Annotated in this window: 21 protein-coding genes; 11 read left to right on the forward strand and 10 right to left on the reverse strand. The window is 64.4% G+C overall.

The genetic code is table 11. The features are described 5' to 3' along the window. Positions 1–184 precede the first annotated feature (184 nt). The 6 genes from ACQ4MM_RS09575 (at position 185) to ACQ4MM_RS09600 (ending at position 5,252) form a co-directional block, all read left to right on the forward strand. Positions 185–436, forward strand: a complete 252-nt coding sequence (locus ACQ4MM_RS09575; RefSeq protein WP_431477151.1) for a hypothetical protein — start codon at positions 185–187, stop codon at positions 434–436. After that, the gene (locus ACQ4MM_RS09580) at positions 375–1,877 is read left to right on the forward strand and encodes an ABC transporter permease (RefSeq protein ID WP_431477152.1); all 1,503 of its coding nucleotides are present in this window, start codon (positions 375–377) and stop codon (positions 1,875–1,877) included. The genes ACQ4MM_RS09575 and ACQ4MM_RS09580 overlap by 62 nt, the downstream gene beginning before the upstream one ends. After that, positions 1,877–3,154: an ABC transporter ATP-binding protein gene (locus ACQ4MM_RS09585; RefSeq protein WP_431477153.1), complete on the forward strand. Its 1,278-nt coding sequence runs from the start codon at positions 1,877–1,879 to the stop codon at positions 3,152–3,154. The genes ACQ4MM_RS09580 and ACQ4MM_RS09585 overlap by 1 nt, the downstream gene beginning before the upstream one ends. Next, on the forward strand, positions 3,114–3,788 hold the full coding sequence (locus ACQ4MM_RS09590) for a hypothetical protein (RefSeq protein WP_431477154.1): 675 nt from the start codon (positions 3,114–3,116) through the stop codon (positions 3,786–3,788). The genes ACQ4MM_RS09585 and ACQ4MM_RS09590 overlap by 41 nt, the downstream gene beginning before the upstream one ends. Positions 3,789–3,792: 4 nt before the next feature. Then, a complete protein-coding gene (locus ACQ4MM_RS09595) occupies positions 3,793–4,326 on the forward strand; it encodes a hypothetical protein (protein WP_431477155.1) in 534 nt (177 codons plus the stop codon). A 143-nt stretch (positions 4,327–4,469) separates the two neighbouring features. Beyond that, positions 4,470–5,252, forward strand: coding sequence for an NF038132 family protein (locus tag ACQ4MM_RS09600; RefSeq protein WP_431477156.1), 783 nt, complete (start codon positions 4,470–4,472; stop codon positions 5,250–5,252). On the opposite strand, the gene ACQ4MM_RS09605 is transcribed toward ACQ4MM_RS09600, so the two are convergent. The 5 genes from ACQ4MM_RS09605 to ACQ4MM_RS09625 all read right to left on the reverse strand — a co-directional run bounded on the left by ACQ4MM_RS09605 (position 5,182) and on the right by ACQ4MM_RS09625 (position 11,554). Further along, positions 5,182–6,411 (reverse strand): voltage-gated chloride channel family protein, encoded by a 1,230-nt coding sequence (locus tag ACQ4MM_RS09605; RefSeq protein WP_431477227.1) that lies wholly within the window; start codon positions 6,409–6,411, stop codon positions 5,182–5,184. The two genes, ACQ4MM_RS09600 and ACQ4MM_RS09605, sit on opposite strands and share 71 nt — an antisense overlap. After that, positions 6,407–7,795, reverse strand: coding sequence for a multicopper oxidase family protein (locus ACQ4MM_RS09610; RefSeq protein ID WP_431477157.1), 1,389 nt, complete (start codon positions 7,793–7,795; stop codon positions 6,407–6,409). Before ACQ4MM_RS09610 ends, ACQ4MM_RS09605 begins: the two co-directional genes overlap by 5 nt. Continuing rightward, the gene (locus ACQ4MM_RS09615) at positions 7,792–9,147 is read right to left on the reverse strand and encodes a TolC family protein (RefSeq protein ID WP_431477158.1); all 1,356 of its coding nucleotides are present in this window, start codon (positions 9,145–9,147) and stop codon (positions 7,792–7,794) included. Before ACQ4MM_RS09615 ends, ACQ4MM_RS09610 begins: the two co-directional genes overlap by 4 nt. Positions 9,148–9,219: 72 nt before the next feature. Continuing rightward, the gene (locus tag ACQ4MM_RS09620) at positions 9,220–9,603 is read right to left on the reverse strand and encodes a hypothetical protein (protein ID WP_431477159.1); all 384 of its coding nucleotides are present in this window, start codon (positions 9,601–9,603) and stop codon (positions 9,220–9,222) included. Between the two features lie 25 nt (positions 9,604–9,628). Further along, positions 9,629–11,554, reverse strand: a complete 1,926-nt coding sequence (locus ACQ4MM_RS09625; RefSeq protein ID WP_431477160.1) for a TonB-dependent receptor plug domain-containing protein — start codon at positions 11,552–11,554, stop codon at positions 9,629–9,631. A 169-nt stretch (positions 11,555–11,723) separates the two neighbouring features. Here ACQ4MM_RS09625 and ACQ4MM_RS09630 point away from each other — a divergent pair, with 169 nt between their 5' ends. Beyond that, a complete protein-coding gene (locus ACQ4MM_RS09630; protein ID WP_431477161.1) occupies positions 11,724–12,581 on the forward strand; it encodes an MBL fold metallo-hydrolase in 858 nt (285 codons plus the stop codon). Here the strand turns inward: ACQ4MM_RS09630 and ACQ4MM_RS09635 are convergent, their stop codons facing one another. Then, positions 12,582–14,018, reverse strand: coding sequence for a M20/M25/M40 family metallo-hydrolase (locus ACQ4MM_RS09635; protein WP_431477162.1), 1,437 nt, complete (start codon positions 14,016–14,018; stop codon positions 12,582–12,584). Positions 14,019–14,213: 195 nt separating this feature from the next. Between ACQ4MM_RS09635 and ACQ4MM_RS09640 the strand changes: the two genes are divergently transcribed. Both ACQ4MM_RS09640 and ACQ4MM_RS09645 read left to right on the forward strand, forming a co-directional pair. Beyond that, entirely contained in the window at positions 14,214–14,651 is a 438-nt protein-coding gene (locus ACQ4MM_RS09640; protein ID WP_431477163.1) for a glycine zipper 2TM domain-containing protein, read from the forward strand. 237 nt (positions 14,652–14,888) lie between these two features. Continuing rightward, entirely contained in the window at positions 14,889–16,322 is a 1,434-nt protein-coding gene (locus ACQ4MM_RS09645; RefSeq protein WP_431477164.1) for an FHA domain-containing protein, read from the forward strand. Here ACQ4MM_RS09645 and ACQ4MM_RS09650 read toward each other — a convergent pair. From ACQ4MM_RS09650 to ACQ4MM_RS09665, 4 genes are read right to left on the reverse strand one after another with little or no spacing between them, the layout of a single operon-like run. After that, positions 16,319–17,203 (reverse strand): pirin family protein, encoded by an 885-nt coding sequence (locus tag ACQ4MM_RS09650; RefSeq protein ID WP_431477165.1) that lies wholly within the window; start codon positions 17,201–17,203, stop codon positions 16,319–16,321. The genes ACQ4MM_RS09645 and ACQ4MM_RS09650 overlap by 4 nt on opposite strands. Positions 17,204–17,207: 4 nt before the next feature. Beyond that, the gene (locus tag ACQ4MM_RS09655) at positions 17,208–17,606 is read right to left on the reverse strand and encodes an OsmC family protein (protein WP_431477166.1); all 399 of its coding nucleotides are present in this window, start codon (positions 17,604–17,606) and stop codon (positions 17,208–17,210) included. Between the two features lie 41 nt (positions 17,607–17,647). After that, on the reverse strand, positions 17,648–19,960 hold the full coding sequence (locus ACQ4MM_RS09660) for an SUMF1/EgtB/PvdO family nonheme iron enzyme (protein ID WP_431477167.1): 2,313 nt from the start codon (positions 19,958–19,960) through the stop codon (positions 17,648–17,650). Between the two features lie 12 nt (positions 19,961–19,972). Further along, positions 19,973–22,162 (reverse strand): hypothetical protein, encoded by a 2,190-nt coding sequence (locus tag ACQ4MM_RS09665; protein WP_431477168.1) that lies wholly within the window; start codon positions 22,160–22,162, stop codon positions 19,973–19,975. A 265-nt stretch (positions 22,163–22,427) separates the two neighbouring features. Here ACQ4MM_RS09665 and ACQ4MM_RS09670 point away from each other — a divergent pair, with 265 nt between their 5' ends. Further along, entirely contained in the window at positions 22,428–22,667 is a 240-nt protein-coding gene (locus tag ACQ4MM_RS09670; RefSeq protein ID WP_431477169.1) for a hypothetical protein, read from the forward strand. A 108-nt stretch (positions 22,668–22,775) separates the two neighbouring features. Next, entirely contained in the window at positions 22,776–23,333 is a 558-nt protein-coding gene (locus ACQ4MM_RS09675; protein ID WP_431477170.1) for a thrombospondin type 3 repeat-containing protein, read from the forward strand. Positions 23,334–23,342: the final 9 nt, after the last annotated feature.

The raw sequence follows: 23,342 nt of genomic DNA on the forward strand, positions 1-23,342 counted from the left end.
GTTATCATATTTTGGAGCCCCCCTTTCATGGGCACTTGTTCGAGTCATAGTTGGCACCGAATTCACTTCGGCATCGCATAACGGCACGATCACGTCCGGGGCTCCTGTCCTACCGTCATCTGCCATGAGCGGATGATGATTCAAGCGCGCACGATCGTGGGCCCGCATCCTCGCGGAGAGCCTGATGTTCGCAACTATCACAACGCGTCCCAATCGCTGGGACTGGGCATTGCTGCCGCTCGTGCTGGCGGTATTGATCGCCGTCGCCTATGGCGCCATGCAGATGGCACGCCCCTTCGTGCTTGGCCAGCCGATGCCGGTCAGCCTCGATCCGGCCCGCGCTGCCCTATTACCTGTTGCGCACCATCCTGCGCATGTTCGCCGCGCTGGGAGTCTCGCTGGTATTCGCCTTCGTGTTCGCGGCAGTGGCGGCTAAGTACCGCCTGGCTGAAAAAGTCCTGGTGCCGCTGCTGGACGTGCTGCAGTCGGTGCCGGTGCTGGGGTTCCAGGCGATTGCCATTGCACCGTTCATCGCCCTGTTCCCGGGTAGCCAGTTGGGCGTCGAATGCGCGGCCATTTTTGCGATCTTTACCTCGCAAGCCTGGAATATGGCGTTCAGCCTGTACCAGTCGATGCGCGCCGTGCCGGCCGAACTGCACGAGGCGAGCCGCATGTTCCGTCTCTCGGCATGGCAGCGCTTCTGGCGCCTCGAGCTGCCGTTCGCCATGCCGGGCCTGTTGTGGAACATGATGATGTCGATGTCGGGCGGCTGGTTCTTCCTGGTGGCGGCGGAGGCCATTTCCGTCGCCGGGCAAGACGTCAAGCTGCCGGGCATCGGCGCCTACATCGCGGTGGCGATCGAGGCTGAGAACGGCCGCGCCATCGCCTGGGCCATCGGCGCCATGTTTGTCGGCATCGTCATGTACGACCAGCTTTTCTTCCGTCCCTTGCTGGTATGGGCGGACAAGTTCCGCTTCGAAGAGCTGGATGGCGAAGTGGGCCGCCGTTCCTGGCTGCTGGACTGGGTGCGCCGCAGCCGCATCGCCAGCCGCCTGACCGACAAGACCTGGAAGCTGATGCGCGCCGCCCTGGGCTGGTTTCCTGCGCGTCCGGTCGACACCGGCGGCGCCGGCAAAGCCGCACGCCGCTGGCGCCTGCCGGCACGCGTTGCCGATACGCTGTTGCTGGTGCTCGCAGTGTGGGCCAGCTACCGCGTGGCTGCCTTCATTCATACCGAAGTTGGATGGCGCGAAGCGGCCAGTGTGTTCGCACTCGGCCTGACGACACTGGCCCGCGTGGCTGTGCTGATCACGCTGGCATCCCTGCTCTGGGTGCCTGTGGCGGTGTGGATCGGCTTGCGTCCGCGTTATGCGCAGAAGATCCAGGCGGTGGCGCAGTTCCTGGCAGCGTTCCCGGTCAACCTGCTGTTCCCTGTGGTGGTCTACTCGGTGCTGCACCTGGGCCTCAATCCGGACATCTGGCTCAGCCCACTGATGGTGTTCGGCACCCAGTGGTACATCCTATTCAATGTGGTGGCGGGCGCGTCCACCCTGTCCACCGACCTGCGGCTGGCGACAGCGAACCTGGGCCTGAAAGGCTGGCTCAAATGGCGGCGCGTCTACTTGCCGGCTGTATTCCCAAGCTATGTGACCGGCGCTGTCACCGCTTGTGGCGGCTCATGGAACGCCAGCATTGTGGCCGAATATGTCACCTGGGGCAAAACCACGCTGGTGGCCCACGGCCTGGGCAGCTATGTGAAGCAGATGACCGATGCCGGCGACTTTCCCCGCATCGCTCTCGGCATCGGCGTGATGTGTGTATTTGTAATGGCAATCAACCGCTTCGTCTGGAGCCGTTTGTATCGGGAGCAAAGCTGATGAACAAAGAAATCCTGGTCGACCTGCAAGGTGTCGGCAAATCCTTCCGCACTGGCGATGGCGCCAGCCGCACCGTGCTCGATGGCGTCGACTTCGCACTGGAGTCGGGCGAGATCGTCGCGCTGCTAGGCAAATCGGGCTCCGGCAAATCGACCCTGCTGCGTATTATCGCCGGCCTGGTGCCGGCCGATGCCGGCGCTGCCAGGTATCGCGGCGCGCCGCTGGCCGAGCCGGTGCCGGGCATCGCGATGGTGTTCCAATCGTTCGCCCTTTTCCCCTGGCTGACCGTACAGCAGAATGTGGAACTGGGCCTGGAGGCGCAAGGTGTTGCGCCTGCCGAGCGGGCAGCCCGCAGCGAAGCCATGCTGGACTTGATGGGTCTTTCCGGCTTTGAGGGCGCCCTGCCGCGCGAGCTGTCCGGTGGCATGCGCCAGCGCGTGGGCATCGCGCGCGCCCTGGTGACGAATCCGGACGTGCTGCTGATGGACGAGGCGTTTTCCGCGCTCGACGTGCTGACCGGCGAAACCCTGCGTAACGACATCCTCGAGCTGTGGGACCACGGCCGCATCCCAACGCGCGGCATCCTGATCGTTTCGCACAATATCGAGGAAGCGGTGATGATGTCGGACCGGATCATCATGCTGTCCAGCGATCCGGGCCGCATTCGCACGGAAATCCGCATCGACCTGCCGCGCCCGCGCAATCCGGACAGCCCGGCCGTGCGCCAGCTGGTGGACGAAGTGTATGGCCTGATGACGATGCGCGCACCGGCCGCCGGACCGGCACGCGAAGCCGGCCCCGATTACCGCCTGCCCGATGCCGACATTGAGCTGATCGAAGCAGTGCTGTCCCTGCTGGCATCCGAACCCTTCGACGGCCGCGCCGACCTGCCGCGCCTGTCCGACGAAAGCGAACTGCCGGACGAAACCTTGTTCCCCGCCTGCGAAGCACTGTCGCAGCTGGGCCTGGCGACGGTCGATGGCGGCGACATCACCATGACTGCGCTCGGACGGCGCTATGAAGCAGCCGACCACGCGGGCCGCCAGGCCATCTTTGGACGGCAGTTGCTGGCCCACGTCACGCTGCCGCAACACATTTACAGTAGGCTGCGTGCCTCGACAGACGGCGCGCTGCCGGAAGAACAAGTGCTGTCGCAGCTACTGAAGTCCAACGACCCCGAAGAGGCGCGCCGCATCATGCGTACCGCCATTGAATGGGGACGTTACGGAGAGATCTATGAATTCGATTTCCACACGCGCCGCCTGCGCCTGGCCTGATGAGCGCTGCGTCATCCTGCTAGCCGGGGCCCTGCTGTCGACGACCGCTTGGGCCGGTCGCCCGTTGGCCACCGATGACGCGGCCATCCTTGAACCAAACGATTGCCAGGTGGAGGCCTGGCACCAGCATACCGGAAGCGTGCGCGAATGGTGGGCCATGCCGGCGTGCCGGGTCGGCAGCTGGGAACTTGCTGCCGGCAAGGGCCAGGCGCGCAATGCCGCCTTGCAGGCCAAGACCGTGCTGCGCAAGCTGGAAACGGATGGTTGGGGACTGGGCTTGGCCTTCGCCACCCAGCATGGCATGCTCCGCCAGCACACCGTCAACGTGCCGCTGACAATATCGCTCGCAGGAGACGCCCTGCTGCTGCACTTGAACGCGGGGTGGGTGCACCAGCATGGCATGCCAGGCCGCGTTACCTGGAGCACCGGTGGCGAATATGCATTCGCCCCGCGCTGGAGCGCCTCCCTGGAAAGCTACGGCAGCCATCACCTCCCGCCAGCCAGGCAAGCAGGCTTGCGTTATGCCCTGATCGAAGGACGCCTGGACCTTGATGCCAGCGTTGCAAAAACGTCCGGCGCCCCGCAGCAACTGGCTATTGGCCTGACTTGGGCGCTACCGGGCTTGCTATACTAAGAGGATGAAAACCCTGCTTCCCGCCGCAGCACTGGCTGCGCTCCTCACTGGCTGCGCCGGCATCGGCGCGCAGAGCTTTTACGCCAATCCATCGGCAGCCAGCGCGTTCGAAATGTGCAAGACGCTTGCCACCGGCTCGCCCGACATGAACTTTTCCAATGCCCTGCGCATGGAACTGGGCCGTCGCGGCGTGGCGGAAGCATCTTGCCCAGAAGTCATCAAAGAGCGCGAAACCTGGGTATCGGTTGGCGTCGCGGCCGGCGTGGTCGCGTTAGCCGTAGCGGCCAGCAAGCATAACGATGTCAGCATCGGGGTCGGCGGCACGATCGGCCTGTACGGCGACGACTGGTATTCCGAACCGAGCTACGCCCCGCATACCGACCGTGAATGGGCATGGGACCGCTACACGGGCGAAAACGGCAGCCAGATCTGGGTCTGCCGCGGCGTCCAGACCGGCACCCTGGTCGATCCATCGCAATGCCAGGGCCGCCCATTGGCCGACACTGTCTGGCCAGGCCCAGCCGCTCCATTCAGGTAGGCCAGCTTGGACGTGCCTGAGCGAAACTGGCTATTGGCTTGATCCGCACGATAGCGACAGTCTTTCGGCAGATGCGCCCTGTGCGTGGAGAATGATGGCGTTCTCTTCGACGGGGCTGCGAAATGAAGATAAGAAACTTTCTGATGCTCGCCACTTGCGCGGCATTCTCGGCACTGGCCGCGCCTGCTTTTTCCGGCACCTTTGACAATGGCCTCCCAGCACCATGGCGCTGCACCGGCAAATGCGGCACCTTGGGTGCCGACGGCGTCGTCGGCCTCGCGCCAGGCGGCGGCAGCGCCTATGGCTGGATCTCCAGCTACAACTCCACCAGCGAGGTGGCACTGCCTGGCGTCGGTGGCCTGGGCAATGCAACGAACGGCTCGATCCTGCGTTCGGTCTCTTTCATGGCCGACGCCAACGCAGCGCTCGATTTCCGCTTCGACTACGTGACAACCGACGGCGCGGGTTATGCCGACTACGCGTGGGCGCGCCTGCTCGATGCCGACGACAAGCAGGTGGCGCTATTGTTCACCGCCCGCACCAACGACAATGGCAATGCCATCCCCGGCTTCGAGATGCCGGCGCCCGCAGCAACGCTTACCCCCTTCCCAGTCGCCGTCGCTCCCGGCCAGACCAAGTGGGCACCGCTGGGGCCGGATTCGGATGAATGCTATGACATCGGATGCGGCGCCACGGGCTGGGTCAGGGCGCAATACGCCATTGCCAAGGCAGGCAAATACCGGCTCGAATTCGGCGTGACCAACTGGGACGACCAGGACTTCGATTCCGGCCTGGCCTTCGATGCCATCACGGTTGGCGGCGAGCCCTTGCCCGTTCCGGAGCCTGGGCAATACGCTATGCTGATGGCCGGTCTGGCAATTCTCGTCGCTGCGCGCGGTAAATTCCCGCCTGGCCTGAGAACATGAAGGCAACCGCGCACGCCAGCGCAGCGTAAGGGCCGATGGCGGGCCCGAACAATTCCATCGCCATTACGGTGCAGGCCAGCGGCGTCTTGGCCGCACCGGCAAACACTGCAACGAACCCGACTGCCGCCAGCAGCGGGAATGGCAGGTGCAGGATCGGGGCAAGAACGTTGCCCAGTGTGGCGCCGATATTGAACAGCGGCGTCACTTCTCCGCCTTTGAACCCCGAGCCCAGCGAACCGACGGTGAACACGAGTTTCCCAATCCAGTCCCACCAGTCGAGCGGCACGCGGAAAGCTTCCACCATGGGTCCGATGCCCAGGCCAAGATAACGGTGGAAGTCGATGCCGGCCGCGCCGCCGGCTCCCACCACCAGCGCGATGATCGCGCCGCCGACCAGGGGCCGCAGCGGCGCATAGGCAAAGCGGGCCTTGAACCATGCCGACAAGCCATGTGCAGCGAGGGCAAATGCACGCCCCACCAGGCCGAACACGACGCCCGCGGCGACGATGCCGGCCAGCGCCAACAGCAGCGGGCCGTCGGGCGCACCGAGCGTACCGGCAGGGTAATGCGTATGCCCCACGCCCCAGGCACGTGTGACCTGGTCGGCCAGCACCGCCGCCAGCATGCAGGGATAAATCGCGGTAAAGCGCATGCGCCCTACCACCAATACTTCCAGCCCGAAGATCGCGCCCGCCAGCGGCGTACCGAACACGGAAGCGAAACCGGCGCTGATGCCAGCCATCAGCAGCGTGCTGCGGTCCTCGCGCGGCAGGCGGAATACGTGGGTCAACTGGTCGGCCAGCGCGCCGCCCATCTGCACCGCCGTGCCTTCGCGTCCGACCGAGGCGCCGAACAGATGCGACACCACGGTGCTGCACAGGATCAGCGGCGCAAGCCGCAGCGGCACTACGTTCTTGGGATCGTGGATCTCGTCGATCAGCAGGTTATTGCCCGCCTCGACGCGGCTGCCCACCTGAAGGTAGATCCAGCCGACGGCAAAACCGGCCAGCGGCAGCAGCCACACCACCCAACGATAGGCTTCACGCCACGCGGTGGCTACGTCCAGCGCCACCAGGAAGAAAGCGGAAGCGCTTCCCGCCAGCACCGCGACGATGCCGGCCAGCAGGCTCCACTTCCCCAGGTAGCGCAATTGCTTAATGATGGTCGTGCCCCTTCTTGTCGCGGGTTACTTCCACCGGTTTGACACCGGCAGGCGGCGCCGCGTTGGGCGCGGAAACGGGCGGCGGCAATTCGCCGGTCCACTCGTAAGCCGTGGTGCCTGGCGGCGCCTTGTACCAGCCCGGATCGGTGTAATCGCCCTTCTTCTGGTCCGCACGGACCTTCATCAGCGTAAACATGCCGCCCATCTCGATCTCGCCATGCGGTCCGGTTCCGGTCATCATCGGCAGCGTATTCTCGGGGATTTCCATCTCCATGCCGCCCATCGAACCGCCCTTGTCGCCCATTACCATATAGCCCGGCACCAGCTTGTTGATCTTCTCGGCCACGCCTTTGTGGTCCACTCCGATCAGCGTTGGCACGTTGTGGCCCATGGCGTTCATGGTGTGGTGCGATTTGTGGCAGTGGAAGGCCCAGTCGCCCGGATTGTCGGCAATGAATTCGATGGCGCGCATCTGGCCTACCGCGACATCGGTAGTGACCTCGGGCCAGCGCGCGGCCGGCGGCACCCAGCCGCCGTCGGTGCCGGTCACTTCGAAGCGGTGGCCGTGGATGTGGACCGGGTGGTTGGTCATGGTCAGGTTGCCGGCGCGGATGCGCACGCGGTCGCCCTGCCGCACCACCAGCGGGTCGATAGCGGGGAAGACGCGGCTATTGAATGTCCAGATATTAAAGTCAGTCATCGTGTTGACCTTGGGGACCATGCTCCCCGGTTCGATATCATAAGCGCTGAGGAGGAACACGAAATCGCGGTCCACCGCATGCTGGCGCGGATCTTTCGGGTGGGTCACCCAGAAACCCATCATGCCCATCGCCATCTGCACCATCTCGTCAGCATGGGGATGGTACATGAAAGTACCGGCATGTCTTGCGACAAACTCGTAGACGAAGGTCTTGCCCGGCTGGATTGCAGGCTGGCTCACGCCGGACACGCCATCCATCCCGCTCGGCAGGATCTGGCCATGCCAGTGCACGCTGGTATGCTCCGGCAGCTTGTTGGTGACGAAGATGCGCACACGGTCGCCCTCCACCACCTCGATGGTCGGCCCAGGGCTCTGGCCGTTATAGCCCCACATCTTGGCGTACATGCCGGGCGCAATTTCGCGCACCACCGGCTCGGCAACCAGGTGGAATTCCTTGACGCCGTCCTTCATGCGCCACGGCAGGCTCCAGCCATTCAGGGTCACCACCGGATTGTAGGGACGGCCGTTAGGCGGCATCAGGGGCGGGGCGGTCGAAGCGTTCGATTGAAGCGGCGCCTCCGGCAAGCCGGCAGCACCGGCACGGCTCACCAGGCCCGCTCCAATCAGGGCGGCGGCGCCATTGGCCAGGAAAGATCGGCGCTTGTTGACAGGACTATTCATTGCTGTACTCCTTTACCGCCAATCGCGGCATCCAGATTGGCGTCCGCGATCCAGTATTCCTTCAGCGCGGTGATGGTGTTATTGACGGCGGCTGCCTGTTCGCGGGCATCGGCCAGCAGCTCGAACACCGACAGCAGCATGCCGTTGTAGCGCAACAGGGTCTCTTCGGAGATCTTCTGCCGCAGCGGGATCACCACGTCGCGGTAATGCCTGGCCAGCTCGTAGGAAGCCTGGTAGTCCTGATAGCTTTCGCGCGCCTCGCTGCGGGCATTGGCTGCCGCCGCGGCCAACAGGTTAAGCGACTGCATATAGGTCGCCTCGGCATGGGCCACGCGGGCGCCGCCCCAGTCGAACAGCGGCACCTCCACTGAAATCTCATAACCGTGCGAACGGCGCTCGCCATCGCGCTCGCTGATACCGCTCAATTCCAGCACGTTGATGAAGCGCGTGGTCCTGGTCAGGCCCAGGGACTTGGCCGTGCGTTCCGAGGACAGGCGGGCCGCCTGCAGGTCCAGGCGGTCGCGCATGGCGACAGCTTCGGCATCGTCCACCTTGCGCGGACTTGCCGGGAGCTCGGGCAAGCGCCCCGGTAAGCGGTAAGCCATGGCTTCGGCACCGGACAGGCCGAGGATGCGGGTGAGTTTTTCGCGGCTGGCGGTGGCAGCCTTGCGGGCACGCGCCACGTCGGCCATGGCATCGGCGTGAAAGGCTTGCTCCTTGGCGGCATCGTATTTGCTCCAGTTGCCGGCGGCCTGCATGCGGCGCGCCAGCTCACCGCTGGCATCTGCCGCATCGCTGATCTGCTGGGCATACTCGACGCCCTGCTGCGCGGCCACAGCTTCGATCCAGGCCAGGCGCGCCTGGTGCACCAGCGCGACAGCTTGGCCGGCCAGTTCCAGCTTCACCTGCTCGAAACGCTGGGACTCGATGCGGCTGGCCAGCGGCAGCGTGAGCAACTGGATGAAGTTCATGCTCAAGGTGCGCTCGATGCCAACTTCGCCAGCGCCATGCGTGCGCTTGAAGCTGAAGCCGGGGTTGGCCAGGCGGCCGGCCTGCACCAGTTCCGCTTCGGCGATGCCGAGGTCCCAGTAGCGCGCTTGCAGGCCGCGGTTATTCAATAGTGCGATCTGGACTGCCGCGTCGGCGCTAAGCGGCTCGGCCAGCAGCTTTTTCAATTGTTCTTCCAGCGCGCGCCGGTCGTCCTCGTTGCGCAGCAGGCGGGTCTCGGCGCCGCTGCGGCTCTTGGTGGCTTGTGCCACTGCGCCGAAGCCGCCATCATCCGAGAACGTGGCGCAACCGGAGAGCAGCGCTGCCGCGGCGGCCATCGCCGCCAGCTTGAATGCTTGGTTCATGTTTGTCTTTCCAATGCTTGGTCGTCCTGAGCGGGGGCGCAGGATAGGGCCAGCCGCCACGGCTGGCATGGATCAGGCGAGGATCGCCCGCGGCGGGCGTTTGGGAAGAGCAAGGTGGACCGGCAGCGGTGGCACCGGTTCGGGCAACAGCAGGCGCTCGGCAAGCTGGGGATGAGAGACGGGTTGCAGCAAGCTGTAGGCCAGTGCCGCGCCGACGCAGCAATCGCCCATTGCGCTGCCATGCGCACTGCCGGCGCAATGGGTGCCGCTGTCACCGGCCTGCTGGGCAGAGGCCAGCATCGCCGCATGATCGTGCTCGCCGCCCGGCACCGCCTGGGCGGCCGGCTTGGCAGGACTGCCCGTAGCGCACAGCAGCATGCTGGCCGAGGCGAAGCCCTGGAAGGGCAAAGCCACCAGCATCAGCCAAAGCGCAATGACACGGATCATGGATTTCATGGGCAGCGATATTACCATGACCGCCTTAGAAGCGGCTTATCACCCTGACGTAGGCGCCGCGCCCCAACGCCAGCCGGGTGGCGCCACTGAATTCCTCGTGATCCCGGTCCAACGCGTTGCTGGCGCCCAGCGCCAGTTCCAGGCCCGGCTTCAGCTGCCAGTTGAAGTTGATATCCAGCGCCGTGTAGCCGGCCACCGCGGTGAAGCGCAGCGGGCCGACGTAGCGCAAGGTCAGGTCCAGGTCTCGCCCTTCGCCCAGCGTGTACGAGGAACGCAATTTCGCCACACGGCGCGGATCCCAATTCCCCCTTACCGAGAGGTTGCCGAAATCGGCTTCTCCCGGTTTGAGCGAAAACTCTTCATGCGTCAGCGTCAGGCCCGCGCTGAGCCGCCAGTCCGGCGTGGCCTGGTAGCTGCCCCATGCTTCCAAGCCGCGCGTTTCGCCCTCCATGCCATTGCCGATCTCAAAAACCAGCGGGGCAACCGGCTTGATGGTGCGCAGTTTGTCGTACAGGGCACGATAAGCGGTGAGCGAATAGCTGGCGCGGTTACCGAATTGCTGGCGCAATCCGATTTCCAGCACCCGGGCCGTCTCGGACTGGAAAGTCGGGCCCCCGGTCAGCCTGCCGCGCGGACCGGCATCGAGATATATTTCGCGGTCGACGCGCGAGGGCGCGCGCACCGTGCGCGACAAAGCGGCCCACCACGAAGTCGAAGGCGTCGCTTTCCACGCCAGCCGCAGGTTGGGGAGGAATTCCGTACCGGTGTACATATTGCGCTCGATACGCAGGCCGGCCGTCAGGTTCAACTGCTCGCCGAGGGCGATGGTATCCTGCCCGAACAGGCTGGTCCAATGCATGGTGGCGCGCTCAGGACGGAATGCGGTGCCGCTGGTGACCCGTACCCGATCGCGTGCGAAGCGGTACTCGGCGCCCGCCGCCAGCGTGTGCCGGCCGAGCGCTGCGAAGTTGTAGAGCGCTTGCAGGTCGGCGACGTCCAGGTTCTCTTTATAGGAGCCTGTCTGGTCGCGCTCCGTTCGGTCGTAATAAGCCAGCAGGGACACACTGGCGCCGCCATAGAGCTGGCGGGTCCAATGCCCCATCAGGTTGGCGCCGCGCATGGATGCCGCGGGCAAAGGGACGGCAGGCGCTGTCACGACCTGCCCGGCGCCGATGCGGTAGGCATCGCCCTGCACTGTGAGCGCGTCGCTGCCGCGCAGCCAATCGGCACGGAATCCCGCCTGTGCATTGTGCCAGGCGTCGCCCAGTGCCTTGCCGGCCAGCGTTTCGCCATGCGGCAAGGCGTAGTCCATGCCATAAGCCCGCCACGCGCCGTCCTCCATTGCTGCGCCATAGCGGAAGGCAGCGCCGGACTGCTCCTGCCCCCAGCGCAGGTCGGCCATCGCGCCAAGCGTGGAGGCCGCAGGTTTGGTAATCACGTTGATCACGCCATTGACGGCATTGGTGCCCCACAGTGTGCCGCCCGGCCCGCTGACCACTTCGATGCGCTCGATGGCGTCCATCGGGACCTGCTGCACGTCCCACGACACCCCTGAAAGTAGCGGGGTATATACCGAGCGGCCGTCGATCATCACCAACTGCTTGTTGGCGCTGTTGCCTGCGAAGCCGCGCGCGGTGATGGTGTAATTGCCGGCTGGTGTCTGTGCCACATGCAGGTTGGGCGCCATGCGCAGCGCTTCGGCCAGGCTGCGCGCGCCGCTGCGCCGGATGTCGTCGGCGGAGATCACGAATATCGAAGCCGGGGCATCGCCCAGCCGCTCTTCGCGTTTTGAAACGGACACCACGCGCACGTCGCTCAATTCTTCGAGCGACAGGTTGGCAAAGTTTTCCGGCGTGGCTGCGCCGCCGGCAGCCGCAACTGCCGCTAGCGACTGGCTGCAGATACAGCCAGTGACCAGTCCCCACTTCAGTGAATAGCCTGCTTTGGGCATGGCGGCCTCTCTTTCAGGAAGCACTGTCGAAAATCTTATCACGGCGACAGTTTTCCCCGCCACACCAATGGCTTGCATCGTAAAACGAATAAGCCTCGCCCGCTATATCAGGATTCTTTATAATAGTTGGGCTTGAATCATCCTACTATCCTGATACGAAGTCTGCGAAATGAAGCCTGAGATTCAGGGGTTCTTCGACCCCGTTACATCCACTGTCAGCTATGTCATTTACGAGGCGGACGGCGGCCAGTGCGCCATCGTCGATTCAGTCCTTGATTACGATCCGAAGGCCGGCCGCACCGCGACTACCGCCGCCGACAAGGTCATCGCCTTCGTGCGCGAACATGGCCTGAACGTGAGCTGGCTGCTGGAAACCCACGCCCACGCCGACCACCTGTCGGCCGCGCCCTACCTGCAAGAGAAGCTGGGGGGACGCATCGGCATTGGTGCCGGCATCTGCAAGGTGCAGCATGCCTTCTCGGCGATCTTCAACCGCAAGGGCGAGAAGGAAGACGGTTCGCAGTTCGGCCATCTGTTCGAGGCCGATGAAGAATTCATGATCGGAAACCTGAAGGCGCGCGCAATGCACGTGCCGGGCCATACGCCGGCCGACATGGCTTACCAGGTAGGCGATGCGGTGTTTGTCGGCGATACGATGTTCATGCCGGACGTGGGCAGCGCGCGCTGCGACTTCCCGGGTGGCTGCGCAGGCGACCTGTACAAATCGGTGCACCGCCTGCTGTCGCTGCCGCCGGAAACCCGCCTGTTCATGTGCCACGACTACCCGCCTGCCGGCCGCGAGCCGCGCTGGGAAGTCACGGTGGCCGAGCAGCGCGCCGCGAACATCCACATCCGCGACGGTGTCAGCGAAGAAGAATTCGTGGCCATGCGCACCAAGCGCGATGCCACGCTGCAGATGCCGGTGCTGATCCTGCCTGCGATCCAGGTCAATCTCAGCGCCGGCCACCTGCCGGAGGCCGAGGATAACGGCGTGCGTTACCTCAAGATCCCCCTCAACGCACTGTAATTACTTCAACGGCTCAGGCGAGCGGCCGATCGGATCGTCGGTGTTGGCCAGGTACCAGGCCAGCGCCGACATCACGGCCACGTGCTTCTTCATATTCACCGGATCCACCTTGTCGAAGGTATCGGCCGGCGTGTGGTGGTAGTCGAAGTAGGCACTGGTGTCGACGTACGGCATGAAGGATGGCACACCGCCCGCCTCCAGCTGGTGCACGTCCGAACCCGATGCCGAGTCGCGGCGGTTGAACACGCCGGCGCCGATCGGCAGCAGCGCATTGCTCACCGGTGCGAAATACTTCTCCGCTTCGCGCCGCACGCTGCCCATGATGCCAAAGGTGCGGCCCACGCCGCCATCGGTCTCGATTGCAGCGAACTGCTTTTCCAGCTTGTCCTTGTGCGCTTCGTAGTAGGTATTGCCGCCCTTCAGGCCATTCTCTTCGTTCGCCCAGGCCACCATACGGATGGTGCGGCGCGGTTGCAGGCCCAGCTTCTTGATGGTCTCGATCACGCCCATCGAAGTGGTGACGCCGGTGCCGTCGTCATGCGCCCCAGTTGCCAGGTCCCACGAATCCAGGTGACCGGATACGATGACGACCTCGTCGGATTTGTCCGTGCCCGGCAGGTCGGCAATCACGTTGAAGGTGTCGGCATCCGGCAGGATTTGCGGGGTCAAGGTCAGCTTCATCCTGACTGCACCGCGCTTCATCAGGCGGCCGATCAGCATCGCATCTTCCGCCGTCACGGCGGCGGCGGGAATGCGCTGGTCGTCTTTCAGAATCGTGGCGCCGGTATGCGGCAGGCGGTAATCGGCGCCGCCGACCGAGCGCACCAGCGCAGCCACAGCACCCAGTTCGGCCGCCATGCGCGGACCGTTGCTGCGATAGCGAGAACCCTGGCCGTAAGCGTTGCCAGCCAGGCCGCGGTCCGCCATGCCCTGGTCGAACGCCACGTCGAACAGCACGATGGCACCCTTCACTTCCGCCGCGCGGGCTTTCAGTTCATCGAAATCGCGCACCAGTACGATCGGCGCGGTCAGGCCAGCGGCCGGCGTGGCGCCGGAGCCGCCGAGCGCCGTCAGCACCACGCGCTGGGTGATGTTGGCCGGGCGGCCCTTGTAATCCACCAGTTCGGCCTTCTCTTCACCGCGCACCCAATGCGGCACCTTGACCGGTTGCAAGGTAACTTTGGCACCCAGGGCGCGCATCGCCGCTGCCACCTGCTCTACCGCAGCTGCACCGCCCACGGAACCGGACAGTCGCGGGCCCACCAGGTCGGTCAGGTCTTCCAGGCGCTGATAGGAGTAATCGCTCTGCATCGCGGCATCGCGGATCTTGCCGAGGGTGGCTGCGTCGTTCGGGTTGGCGGCACTCGCGATGCCGGAGAAACCTGCGCCCAGCAGGCAGACAAACAGGGCGGAAAGTGCGGGCTTGCGGAGGTTCATGCGTTTCCTGTGAGAAGGTTAAGTTTCGCTCGGAACTTGACACAATAGCGTATTTGCCAAGATTGTGCAGGGAGTTCAACTTAAGGATACAAATCTCTCTCCACCGTGGAGTTTGTAAGAATGTGTATATGCACTGGCGCAATTTTTCGCCGGTCGCTAATCTACACTCCAATAAAGATTGAAAGGGGAATTACCATGTTCAACAAACGATTTGCCGGGCTGATGCTGATGGGCGCAGCCCTGACCGTCTCCTCCGCCGCTTTTGCTGCGGGCGACCGTGACTTCAACACCGCTGCGGGTGCCGTGATTGGCGCCGCGATCGGCAACCACAACGGTGGTACCGGCGGTGCGGTGGTCGGCGGCCTGGTAGGCGCTGCGGTTGGTAATTCCCTGTCCGGCGGCGGCCGCCACAACCGCGGCTACGTCGAGACCCGCGTGTACTCGCAGCCGGCGCCGGTCTACTACGAGCCGGCCCCGGTCTACTACAACCCGCCGCCACGCGTGTACTACGAACCAGCGCCACGTGTGTACTACCAGCCAGCACCGGTCTACGTCGAACCGCGCCCGGTGTACTACTACGGTGACCGCCACTACCGCGGCCACGGACATGGCCACGGTCACGGCCGTTGGTAATCAAACACTAAAAAAATGGGGCACGTCCCCATTTTTTTCGCCCAGAGGCATAACATTAAGGCAACAAAATGTTGCGCTTTTGGCGCACGGCGAATACAGGGGTAAAAAGGCCCTTTATCCAAGGAAAGGCGTGTTGCCAAGCAACGGGGTAAACGCGTAAAGTTGCGGTATCCCTCAAAACGTCTTTCCATGAACAAGTGCTGTAACCCAGACCATCCGCATTGCACCTACTGGGTCATGCCAGGGGAAAGCACTTGCGCCGGCGGCCATGCCCAGCCGGCAGCAGAGGCGGAAGGCGGCAGCTTCGAGCTGCTGCACTCGATGCGCAACGCCCGCAGCGGCCCGCAGACCATCCCGCTGGCTGGCTATTCGGCGCCGGCACGCGTCTACCCGCAACTGCATATCAGCGGCTTTGATCCGCGCGCGGCAGGCGGTCGCCAGTCACTCAAGATGGAATTGCGCGGCATGCCGCAGGATTGCGCACCGCATTTGTCGATCCGCCTGCGCTCGGAACTGATCCCGCACGGCTCCTTGCAGCAGCAATTCATCCGCTCCGTGCACGGCGACTGGCGCCCGGTGTTCGTGGAATTCTCCTCGCGCGGCAAGGAGCATGGCCAGTACCAGATCCACGCCGAGATCGTCAGCAAGGACGACACCGCGCAACGCCAGTGGGAATGCACTTTTGTCATCCTTGTGCCGCGCGTCGATGCCAGCCTGAGTGAAATCCACCGTACCTTCCTCAGCACCCACAAGAACGTGCGCGTGATGGCCGACGATGCCGCGATTGCCCGCGTGTCGGCCCAGGGCGGCAATACCATGGACATCGACGTCACCGCCCGCAACGCCGGCATCGCCCAGCTCGACCTTGGCGCGCCGGCGGGCAAGGTGGATGTTGGCTATTCGACCATCGCCTGGGATGAAGACCTGATCGAGATCGAGCAGCCGCGCAGCGGACCTTCGCACCCCCACCCTACCCTGGCTGCAAGCTTCATCAACGCCGCCCCGGAAAACGGCGCCTGCCGCCACATCCGCCTGTTCGCGATGGAAGAAGTATCGTTCGGCCGCTTCGAACTGGCCGATCCTGAAGCGGACGTGCTGCTGCATCACTTCAGCGCCGAAGGTCCCGATTCTGCCGGCCTGACGCGCCGCCTGTCCGGCCGCCACGCGGTGATCCGCCGCACCCGCAACGGTTTCGAAATCGAGGACGTATCGCGTTACGGCGTACTGCTGGACGGCGTCTGGCCGGGCAAGAATAAACCTGTGCCGCTGCGCACCGGAATGAAGATTGAAATGAGCGCCAGCATCAAGGGTATCGCGCTGCTGGAAGTCAGCGCCGTCATGCCGCACGGCGTGATCCTGCATCGAATCGACGAAGGTGCGCGCGCCGAGTGCTTCGTGCTGCTGGCGTCGGATACCCATCCCGGCTACCCGCTGCCGCGCCACCACGCGCTGCCGAAAGCATCCAGCCTGCCGCTGCTGATGCACCACCAGGGCGGTTTCTGGCACATCGACCAGCTCAGCGGCAAGGAAACCGCGCTAGCGCCAACGCCGAAGCAGGAAAAACTGAGCCGCGTGCCGGCCCATACCCGATTCGCCAGCGATCCTTACCCGGAACACTGGATCGTGCGCAGCGGCGCCGCGCACTTGCCGCCGGCCGAAGCCACCGCTTAAGTCGCGGCGGAAGGCCTTTTCGGCAGCGGAATGAATTCCGTCTCGCCGGGAACCTTGTCGAAGCGCTGCGCTTCCCAATCGTCGGCCGCCTTGATCAGGCGCTCCTTGCTCGACGAAACAAAATTCCAGAACAGGAAGCGCTGGCCATCCAGCGGCTCGCCGCCGATGATGATGAACTGCGCATCGGTGCTTGCCGTTACGCGCTGCGAAGCCGAGCTACTGAGCAAGGCCATGGTGTTGTGTGGCACGGCAGCGCCGTCTACCTCGACCGAACCGCTGACCGGATAGATGGCGGCTTCCGGCGGCAAACCGTCCAGGGCCAGTTGCTGTCCCGCTTTCAGGCTCACGTCCAGGTACAGCGTCTGGCTGAAGGTCTTGACCGGCGAACTGTGGCCAAAAGCGGAACCAATCAGTACGCGTATTTTGGCGCCGTCGACGACCACCTCCGGAATCGCCGCCGCCGGCGTGTGGGCGAACGAAGGCTCGTCCTCCTCATGCGCCTTGGGCAGCGCAGCCCACAGCTGCAGGCCGTGGGTGCGGTGCGGTACGCCCACCAGGTCTTTCGGGGTGCGCTCGGAATGCACGATACCGCGGCCGGCCGTCATCCAGTTGATGGCGCCCGGTTCGATGCGCTGCAGCGTGCCCAGGCTGTCGCGGTGCTCCATTGCCCCTTCGAACAGGTAGGTGACTGTAGCCAGGCCGATATGCGGGTGCGGCCGCACGTCATGGTCGGCATCGGCCGGTACATCGACCGGACCGAAATGGTCGAAGAAAATGAATGGGCCTACCGCCTGCTTGACTGCCGCCGGCAAATAACGGCGTACGACGAAGCCGCCGCCCAGGTCCTTCTCGTGGCCCTTCAGAAGTTGCGCGATGCTCATGGCTTTATCCCAGTCTGGTGGAGATTTCAGTGGTCACGGCCGTCATCAGCTTGTGCACCGGGCACTTCTGCGAGATGGCCAGCAACTCCTCCCGCTGTTCTTCGGTCAGCTCGCCGCTCAGGTGCAGCGTCGCTGCGAGACGGTACACGCCCTTGCGCTCTTCGCTCGCATCGCGTTCGGTGGTGACCTGCACATCTTCGACTGGAATGCCTTTGCGGCGGGCGTACCAGATCACGGTCAGGGCCTTGCAGGCGCTGACGGCGGCGTCGTACAGGTCGTGCGGCGAAGGGCCGGCGTCGTTGCCGCCTTCTTCGAGCGTGCCGTCGACGGAGACGATGTGGTTGCGCACGTGCAGGATGCTGCGCATTGGAAGCGACTGGTCGCGGGCTACTTTAACGGTCATATTGATTTCCTGCTGGTTGGCTTGTTGGCTTATCCGGCAATTTACACCAACTTGCGTGCTACGCGGAAGCCCACGACGTCATTCGCCAGCAGTGCCGAATAGCCATTGCGCAGCGCCGAACGGAGATAGCGCGGCTGGTACAGCCAGGCGCCGCCACGCAGGATGCGGCGGGCCTTGTCGCCGCCCTGCTCCCACGCACTGCCATCGATCGGCGCGCCGAGGTAATTGTCGTGCACCGTATCCTGCGTCCATTCCCAGACATTGCCATGCATGTCGAACAGGCCCCAAGGGTTGGGCTGGTAGCTGCCGACACGCGTGGTGCCGCCATGGCAGATGCCTTTGGGACCATCGTTGTAGGTGAAATGGCCGTCGTAGTTAGCATGCTCCGGTGTGATTTCGTCGCCGAAGCTGAATGCCGTGTGGCTGCCGGCGCGGCAGGCATATTCCCATTCCGCTTCGCTCGGCAAGCAGTAATCCTGGCCGGTTTTCTCGCTAAGCCATTGCAGGTAAAGGTGGGCGTCATGCCAGCTGACGCACACCGCGGGATGCCGGTCGTCCTGCGCAAAGCCCGGCTGCTGCCAGTCCACATCCAGCTTCGATTGCCAGCCTGTCGCGCTCACGAAAGCACGCCACTCACCCACGGTCACCGGGTAGCGGCCCAGCGCGAAGGACTGCTCGATGCCGACCCAGTGCGCCGGCAGTTCCTTGTCCAGCCAGGTTTTCTGGGCGCCTGCCTTGACCGCGATCTTGTGCTCATGCTCGGAAGAGCCCATCTGGAAACGGCCGGTCGGGATCAGCACCAGGTCCGGCCCCACGCCGCTGCCGTCGGTGAAGCGGTCGCGCAGCACTCCTTCCGCATCGGCCACCGGGCTGCTGGCGGTAGGCAGTAGCGCCGCCAGCTCGGCCGCCTTGCGTGCGGCCTGCTCCTTACGGTGGCGCTCCTGCTCGGCGCGATAGGCCGCTTCCGCCTTCAGTTGCGCCATCTTGCGCTGGTATTCTTCCTCGGCCTGGCGCGCTTTCAACGCATCAGCATCGCGGCGGGCCAACAGTTGCTGGCGCAGGCTTTCCTTGCGCTCCTTCGCTTCCTGCTCGGCCTGCGCCTTGCGCTGCTTTTCCTGATCGCGGCGCAGTTGCTCCTGGCGGGCCTTTTCCTGCGACGCGGCCAGGGCTTCGGCCTTGCGCCGCGTGGCCAGTTCCACTTCCTTCTGGCGCCGGACTTCTTCCTCCTCGGCGCGGGCGATGGCGTCGGCACGGGCCCGTTGTTCGCGCGCGGCACGCGCCTCGCGTTCCTGCTGCTCCGCCTCGGCCCGTTCGGCCTTGCGTGCCGCTTCACGCTGGGCGGCTTCTTCGGCACTCGGCTCGGCGGCCTGCTTCAGGGCGTCCAGCAATTCGGCCACCGATTGCGGCCGCTCACCGGCACGGTTGGCGAAGCCGCGCTTCAGCACCTCCCATTGCTGCGCGTTGAGCGCGGCGGGTTTGGCCGGTTCGAGCAAAGCGGTATGCTGGTCGAACGGCAGGCGCCCCTCCAGCAGCTGGTAGATCATCACCGCTACCGCATAGACATCCAGCTGCGGACGCGGCGCGCCCTGGCTGGTGCCGGCCTCCGGTGCGCGGTAGCCGGCAGTACCGGCATTCGGAGTCGCCAGGCCAAGGTCGGTGCCGGTCGAACGCGCGCGCGAAGCGATGCCGAAGTCGAGCAGCTTGATTTCGCCGGCCTTGGTCAGGAACACATTGCCCGGCTTGAGGTCGCGGTGCACCAGGCGATGCTTGTCCCAGGCATATTGCAGCGCATCGGCCACCGGCCGCAGCATCTGCTCGACCTGGGCCGGCGTGGCCTTGCCATGCTGCGCCAGCCAGGCCTCCAGGTCCTGGCCTTCCAGGCATTCCATGATGATGAAATAGCTGGAGGTGGCCGGGTCCTGCGCCCATTCGTAGACCCGCACGATATTGTCATGCGCCAGGCGGCGCGCCTGGGTGGCTTCCTCGATCAGCAGCTTGGCGTGAACCGGGCTTTGCGTCAGCTGCGGCGGCAGGATCTTCAGCGCGACCACGGCGCTGTGGCCCAGCTCCGCGTGGGTCGCCAGGTCGGTGGCTTGCCACACCTGGCCCATGCCGCCCATGCCGATCAGTCGCTCCAGCCGGTAGCGCCGGTTGTGCGGGCCGATCTCCTGGCCCACCATCAGGCCAAGCTCGGTGCCCTGGCGCAGGATGGTGATGGGCGCTGCTGCCCCTCCCGGCGGCGCGTATTCAGCGTCCAGGATGGCATTCTTGCGGCGGTCGAACTCTTGCAGGCTTAACAGGCCATCTTCGTGCAGGGCACGCAGTTCGCGAATCTTGTCTCGGGCTGTCTGCATCTCTCTCGTGCTTTACCTCGCTAGCGGCGCCCCGCATTCTGGACAGAATTTCGCCTCTCCGCAATCGGTCGGCACCATATGGCCATTGCGGCAACGGCGCGCGGCCGTCGCACCCACGCTGGCTTGCGCGCGCAGCAGGTCCAGCTGGTGCTGGCGTTCCTTGTCGCCGGCCGTGTCGCGATACGAACGCTCATCCCGGATTTCCTCGCGCGCCAGCCGCAGCGCTTCGGCCGGGGTAATGCTGTTCTCGGCCGCCACCACGCCGGCCAGCGCCTGCAGCTGCTCGGGCGACATCGCGGCCTGCGCCTGCTGGCGCATCAGGCGCGACAACGCGTCGGCATTCGGCGTCGCCGCCAGCGCAATCTTGGCAGTATCGCTCATGCGGCCGATGGCTTCCAGCCGGTCGATGTCGATGCGGGCCAGGTCGGCGGCGTGCTGCTGCTGCGCCACCATGCTGTCGTACTCCACCTTCCAGCGGTTGAAGCGCTCTTCACGCTCCACTTCCATCTTTTTCAGCGACTGCTGCCACTGCGCTTCCTGGTCGCGCAGTTTCAGTTCCAGGCGCTGTTCTTCCACGGCCACCTGGTCGAGCAACGTCTGGCGCGCCAGGTTTTGCCCCTGGCGCTGCTGAACGCCGTCGGCCTCGATTGTGCGCAGCAGCTTCTCGTACTGGGCGACCGATTCGGCGGCGGCGCCGCTGCGTTTCAATTCCTCCAGCTTGGCGCTGATTTCGGCCACCTGCACTTGCGAGCCGGCGTCCTTGGCTTCCTCACCGCGCGCCAGCTCCCGCTTGCGTGCCAGGTGCAGTCCTTCTTCCCACTCGGCGATGCGCTCCGTCTCGCGATGGCGGGCCGCATTGGCCAGTGCCAGGCCCTGGAACTTCGCCCGGTGATGTTCGGCCTCGATTTCCTGCTCGCGCTGCTGGGCGTCGATTTCTGCCTTGCGCAGGAGCTGGAGCTGGTTGCGGCGGTGTTCCTCGTCCTCGATGGCGAGCGCCTGCTGGATGCGGTGCTGGAGCTGTTGCTGGTACAACTGGTGCGAGAAGCGCTGCTTGGCCAACGCCCTTTCCTCCAGGCCGGCCTGCTGCGCCAATTCCATCTCGGTGCGCATCTTGATTTGCGCCAGGCGGCGCACCTGGTCCCACTGGGCCGCCTCGCCGGCATGCAGGGATTTGTGGCGCGCCAGTTCATGTTCCAGGTCAGCCAACGCCACGCCGGCGCCGTGTTCGAAGGCTTGCTTACGGGTCTTGGCTTCGACAATGCGGCCGTACAGGTCGATCTCGCGAGCGCGGATGGCTTGCAGCTGCTGTTCGGCGTCGGCTTTCAACTCGGCCCGGCGGAAATCGCTGCGCATCTTCTGCTCCTGGCGGCTGATCGCCTGCCACTCTTCCTCGTTGTAAAGCTGGTCGAGCTGCTTCACGTGCTCCAGTTGGCGCTGGCGTTCATCGGCCACCAGGAACAGGCTGCCCTCGCGCTCGCGGTTGTCGTCGTACTTATCGTGACGAAGTGACAAGGTTTCCACTTGCACCGCGGCCAGGCCGAATTCGGCCAGGCGCTGGCCCAGTGCACTATGCAAGCGTTCGTTGAGCTGTTCGCGCAGCACGTTGGCGCCGGCCATGTCGCGCACCGAGCGGCTGCCCAGGAACTCCGCCGCCAGCTGGCGCATGGACGGCGCCAGCAAATCATGCAACTGGAGCTTGGTAACCGTGCCCGGCGCGGTCATGAAATGCCGCGCAAAGGCCGGCACATTATTCACCAGCAGGCCGACCGTGAAGTGGGCCGCCAGCTTCAGGAATTCTGCGCTGTGCAAGTCGCTGAAATTGAATTCGACCGGAAGCGGCGCAGTGCGGGTGATCAGGATTTCACCCTGCTCGTCGCGCAGCAGCTTGCCCATGCGGGCGAAAAAGCCGTCCAGTTCATACTCGCCCTGCGGCACCTCGGAAACCTGTTCGCCCTGCAGGATGAAAGCGCGGGTCGCCGCAGGCACGTGCAGGGTCTTGCTAAAGATGCCGGAGAGCTGGCGCACGCCAAAGAACACCGCCAGCTCATCGTTATCCGGGATCCAGCGGTTATCGCGCAACACCGGCGCATTGCGCGGCGCGCCCAGCGATAGGCCGCAATGGCTGCAATAGTCGGAGGTGTCGCCGTTACGGTGCTCGCATCGCGGGCACTTCACGCCGCCAAAACCAAACATCTTGAACATTTACCACTCCTTGTCTGACCCCGCGCCTGTCGATTGTAACAGGGGCATCATGCGCCCAATACACACCTCCTTATCTTGGCACAGGGGCAGCCCATCCATTCGTTCCGTATGAAGGAGGATTTCCCTTCTGTTTGCGCTTCAGGCTAAAAGGCCCCGTTTTTTTGCATTTCGCACCACGTTTTTTACAGCTTGTCGCACGACGATGGCCGCCGCCAGGCAGCGCGGATACAGTGTGCACATGGATAGTCCTCAACCGGAGAACATCATGAAAGCCCTGCGTAATTTCGAAGCCCTGTTCATCGCCATTATCGGCCTGACCTGCGCCGCCAACTTCATGTACGAAAACCGTGCGGTCGATGCCAAGGCGCCGGCCAGCTACGCCAGCGCAGCCCAGGCAGCGCCTGCGGTGCCGGTGGTGGTGGTGGCCGCCAAGCGCATGAGCGAAGCGGAAAAACAGGCCTCGCTGGCGGAAGAACGCAAAGCGGTCCAGGGCAGCAAAATCTGAGCAATTGTTACTTGCCTGCTGGATTTGTAATAAACTGAATCAGGCTTTTCCCCTTGGCGGTGCGCTTGGTATATTGAACTCAGCGCATCACCAAACAGGAGAAAAGCCATGTTCAAATCCAAACTCATCGCTGCAGCCGCCCTGGCACTTGGCACGGTTGCATTAGCACCGACCGCCGCGCTGGCGCAGGTTGATTTCAGCGTTGTAATCGGCAACGCTCCTCCACCACTGCGTTTTGAAAGCGTGCCGCCGGCGCGTTACGGCTACGTCTGGGCGCCTGGCGTATGGCGCTGGGACGGTCAGCGCCACGTCTGGATGGCAGGCCACTGGCTGCAGGAACGCCCGGGCTACCGCTACGCCCCCTCGCAATGGGTGCGGGTCGATAACGGCTGGGGCTGGCGTGAAGGCGGCTGGGCCGTCTACGACAGCCGCCCGAGCTACGTCCAGGGTCCAGGCTACGGGTATCGCGAATACCACCGCGACAATTACTACTACCGCGATCAACATCGCGACCGCCGGCGCGACCGCGATCACGACGGCATTCCTGACCGCTACGACCGCGATCGCGACAACGACGGTGTGCCGAACCGTTATGACCGCGACCGTGACGGCGACGGCGTGCCTAACCGCTACGACAACCGCCCCGACAACCCGCGCCGCCGCTAACGGCACGAC

The organism is Massilia eburnea, assembly GCF_050709955.1.
Classification (GTDB): domain Bacteria; phylum Pseudomonadota; class Gammaproteobacteria; order Burkholderiales; family Burkholderiaceae_D; genus Rugamonas; species Rugamonas eburnea_A.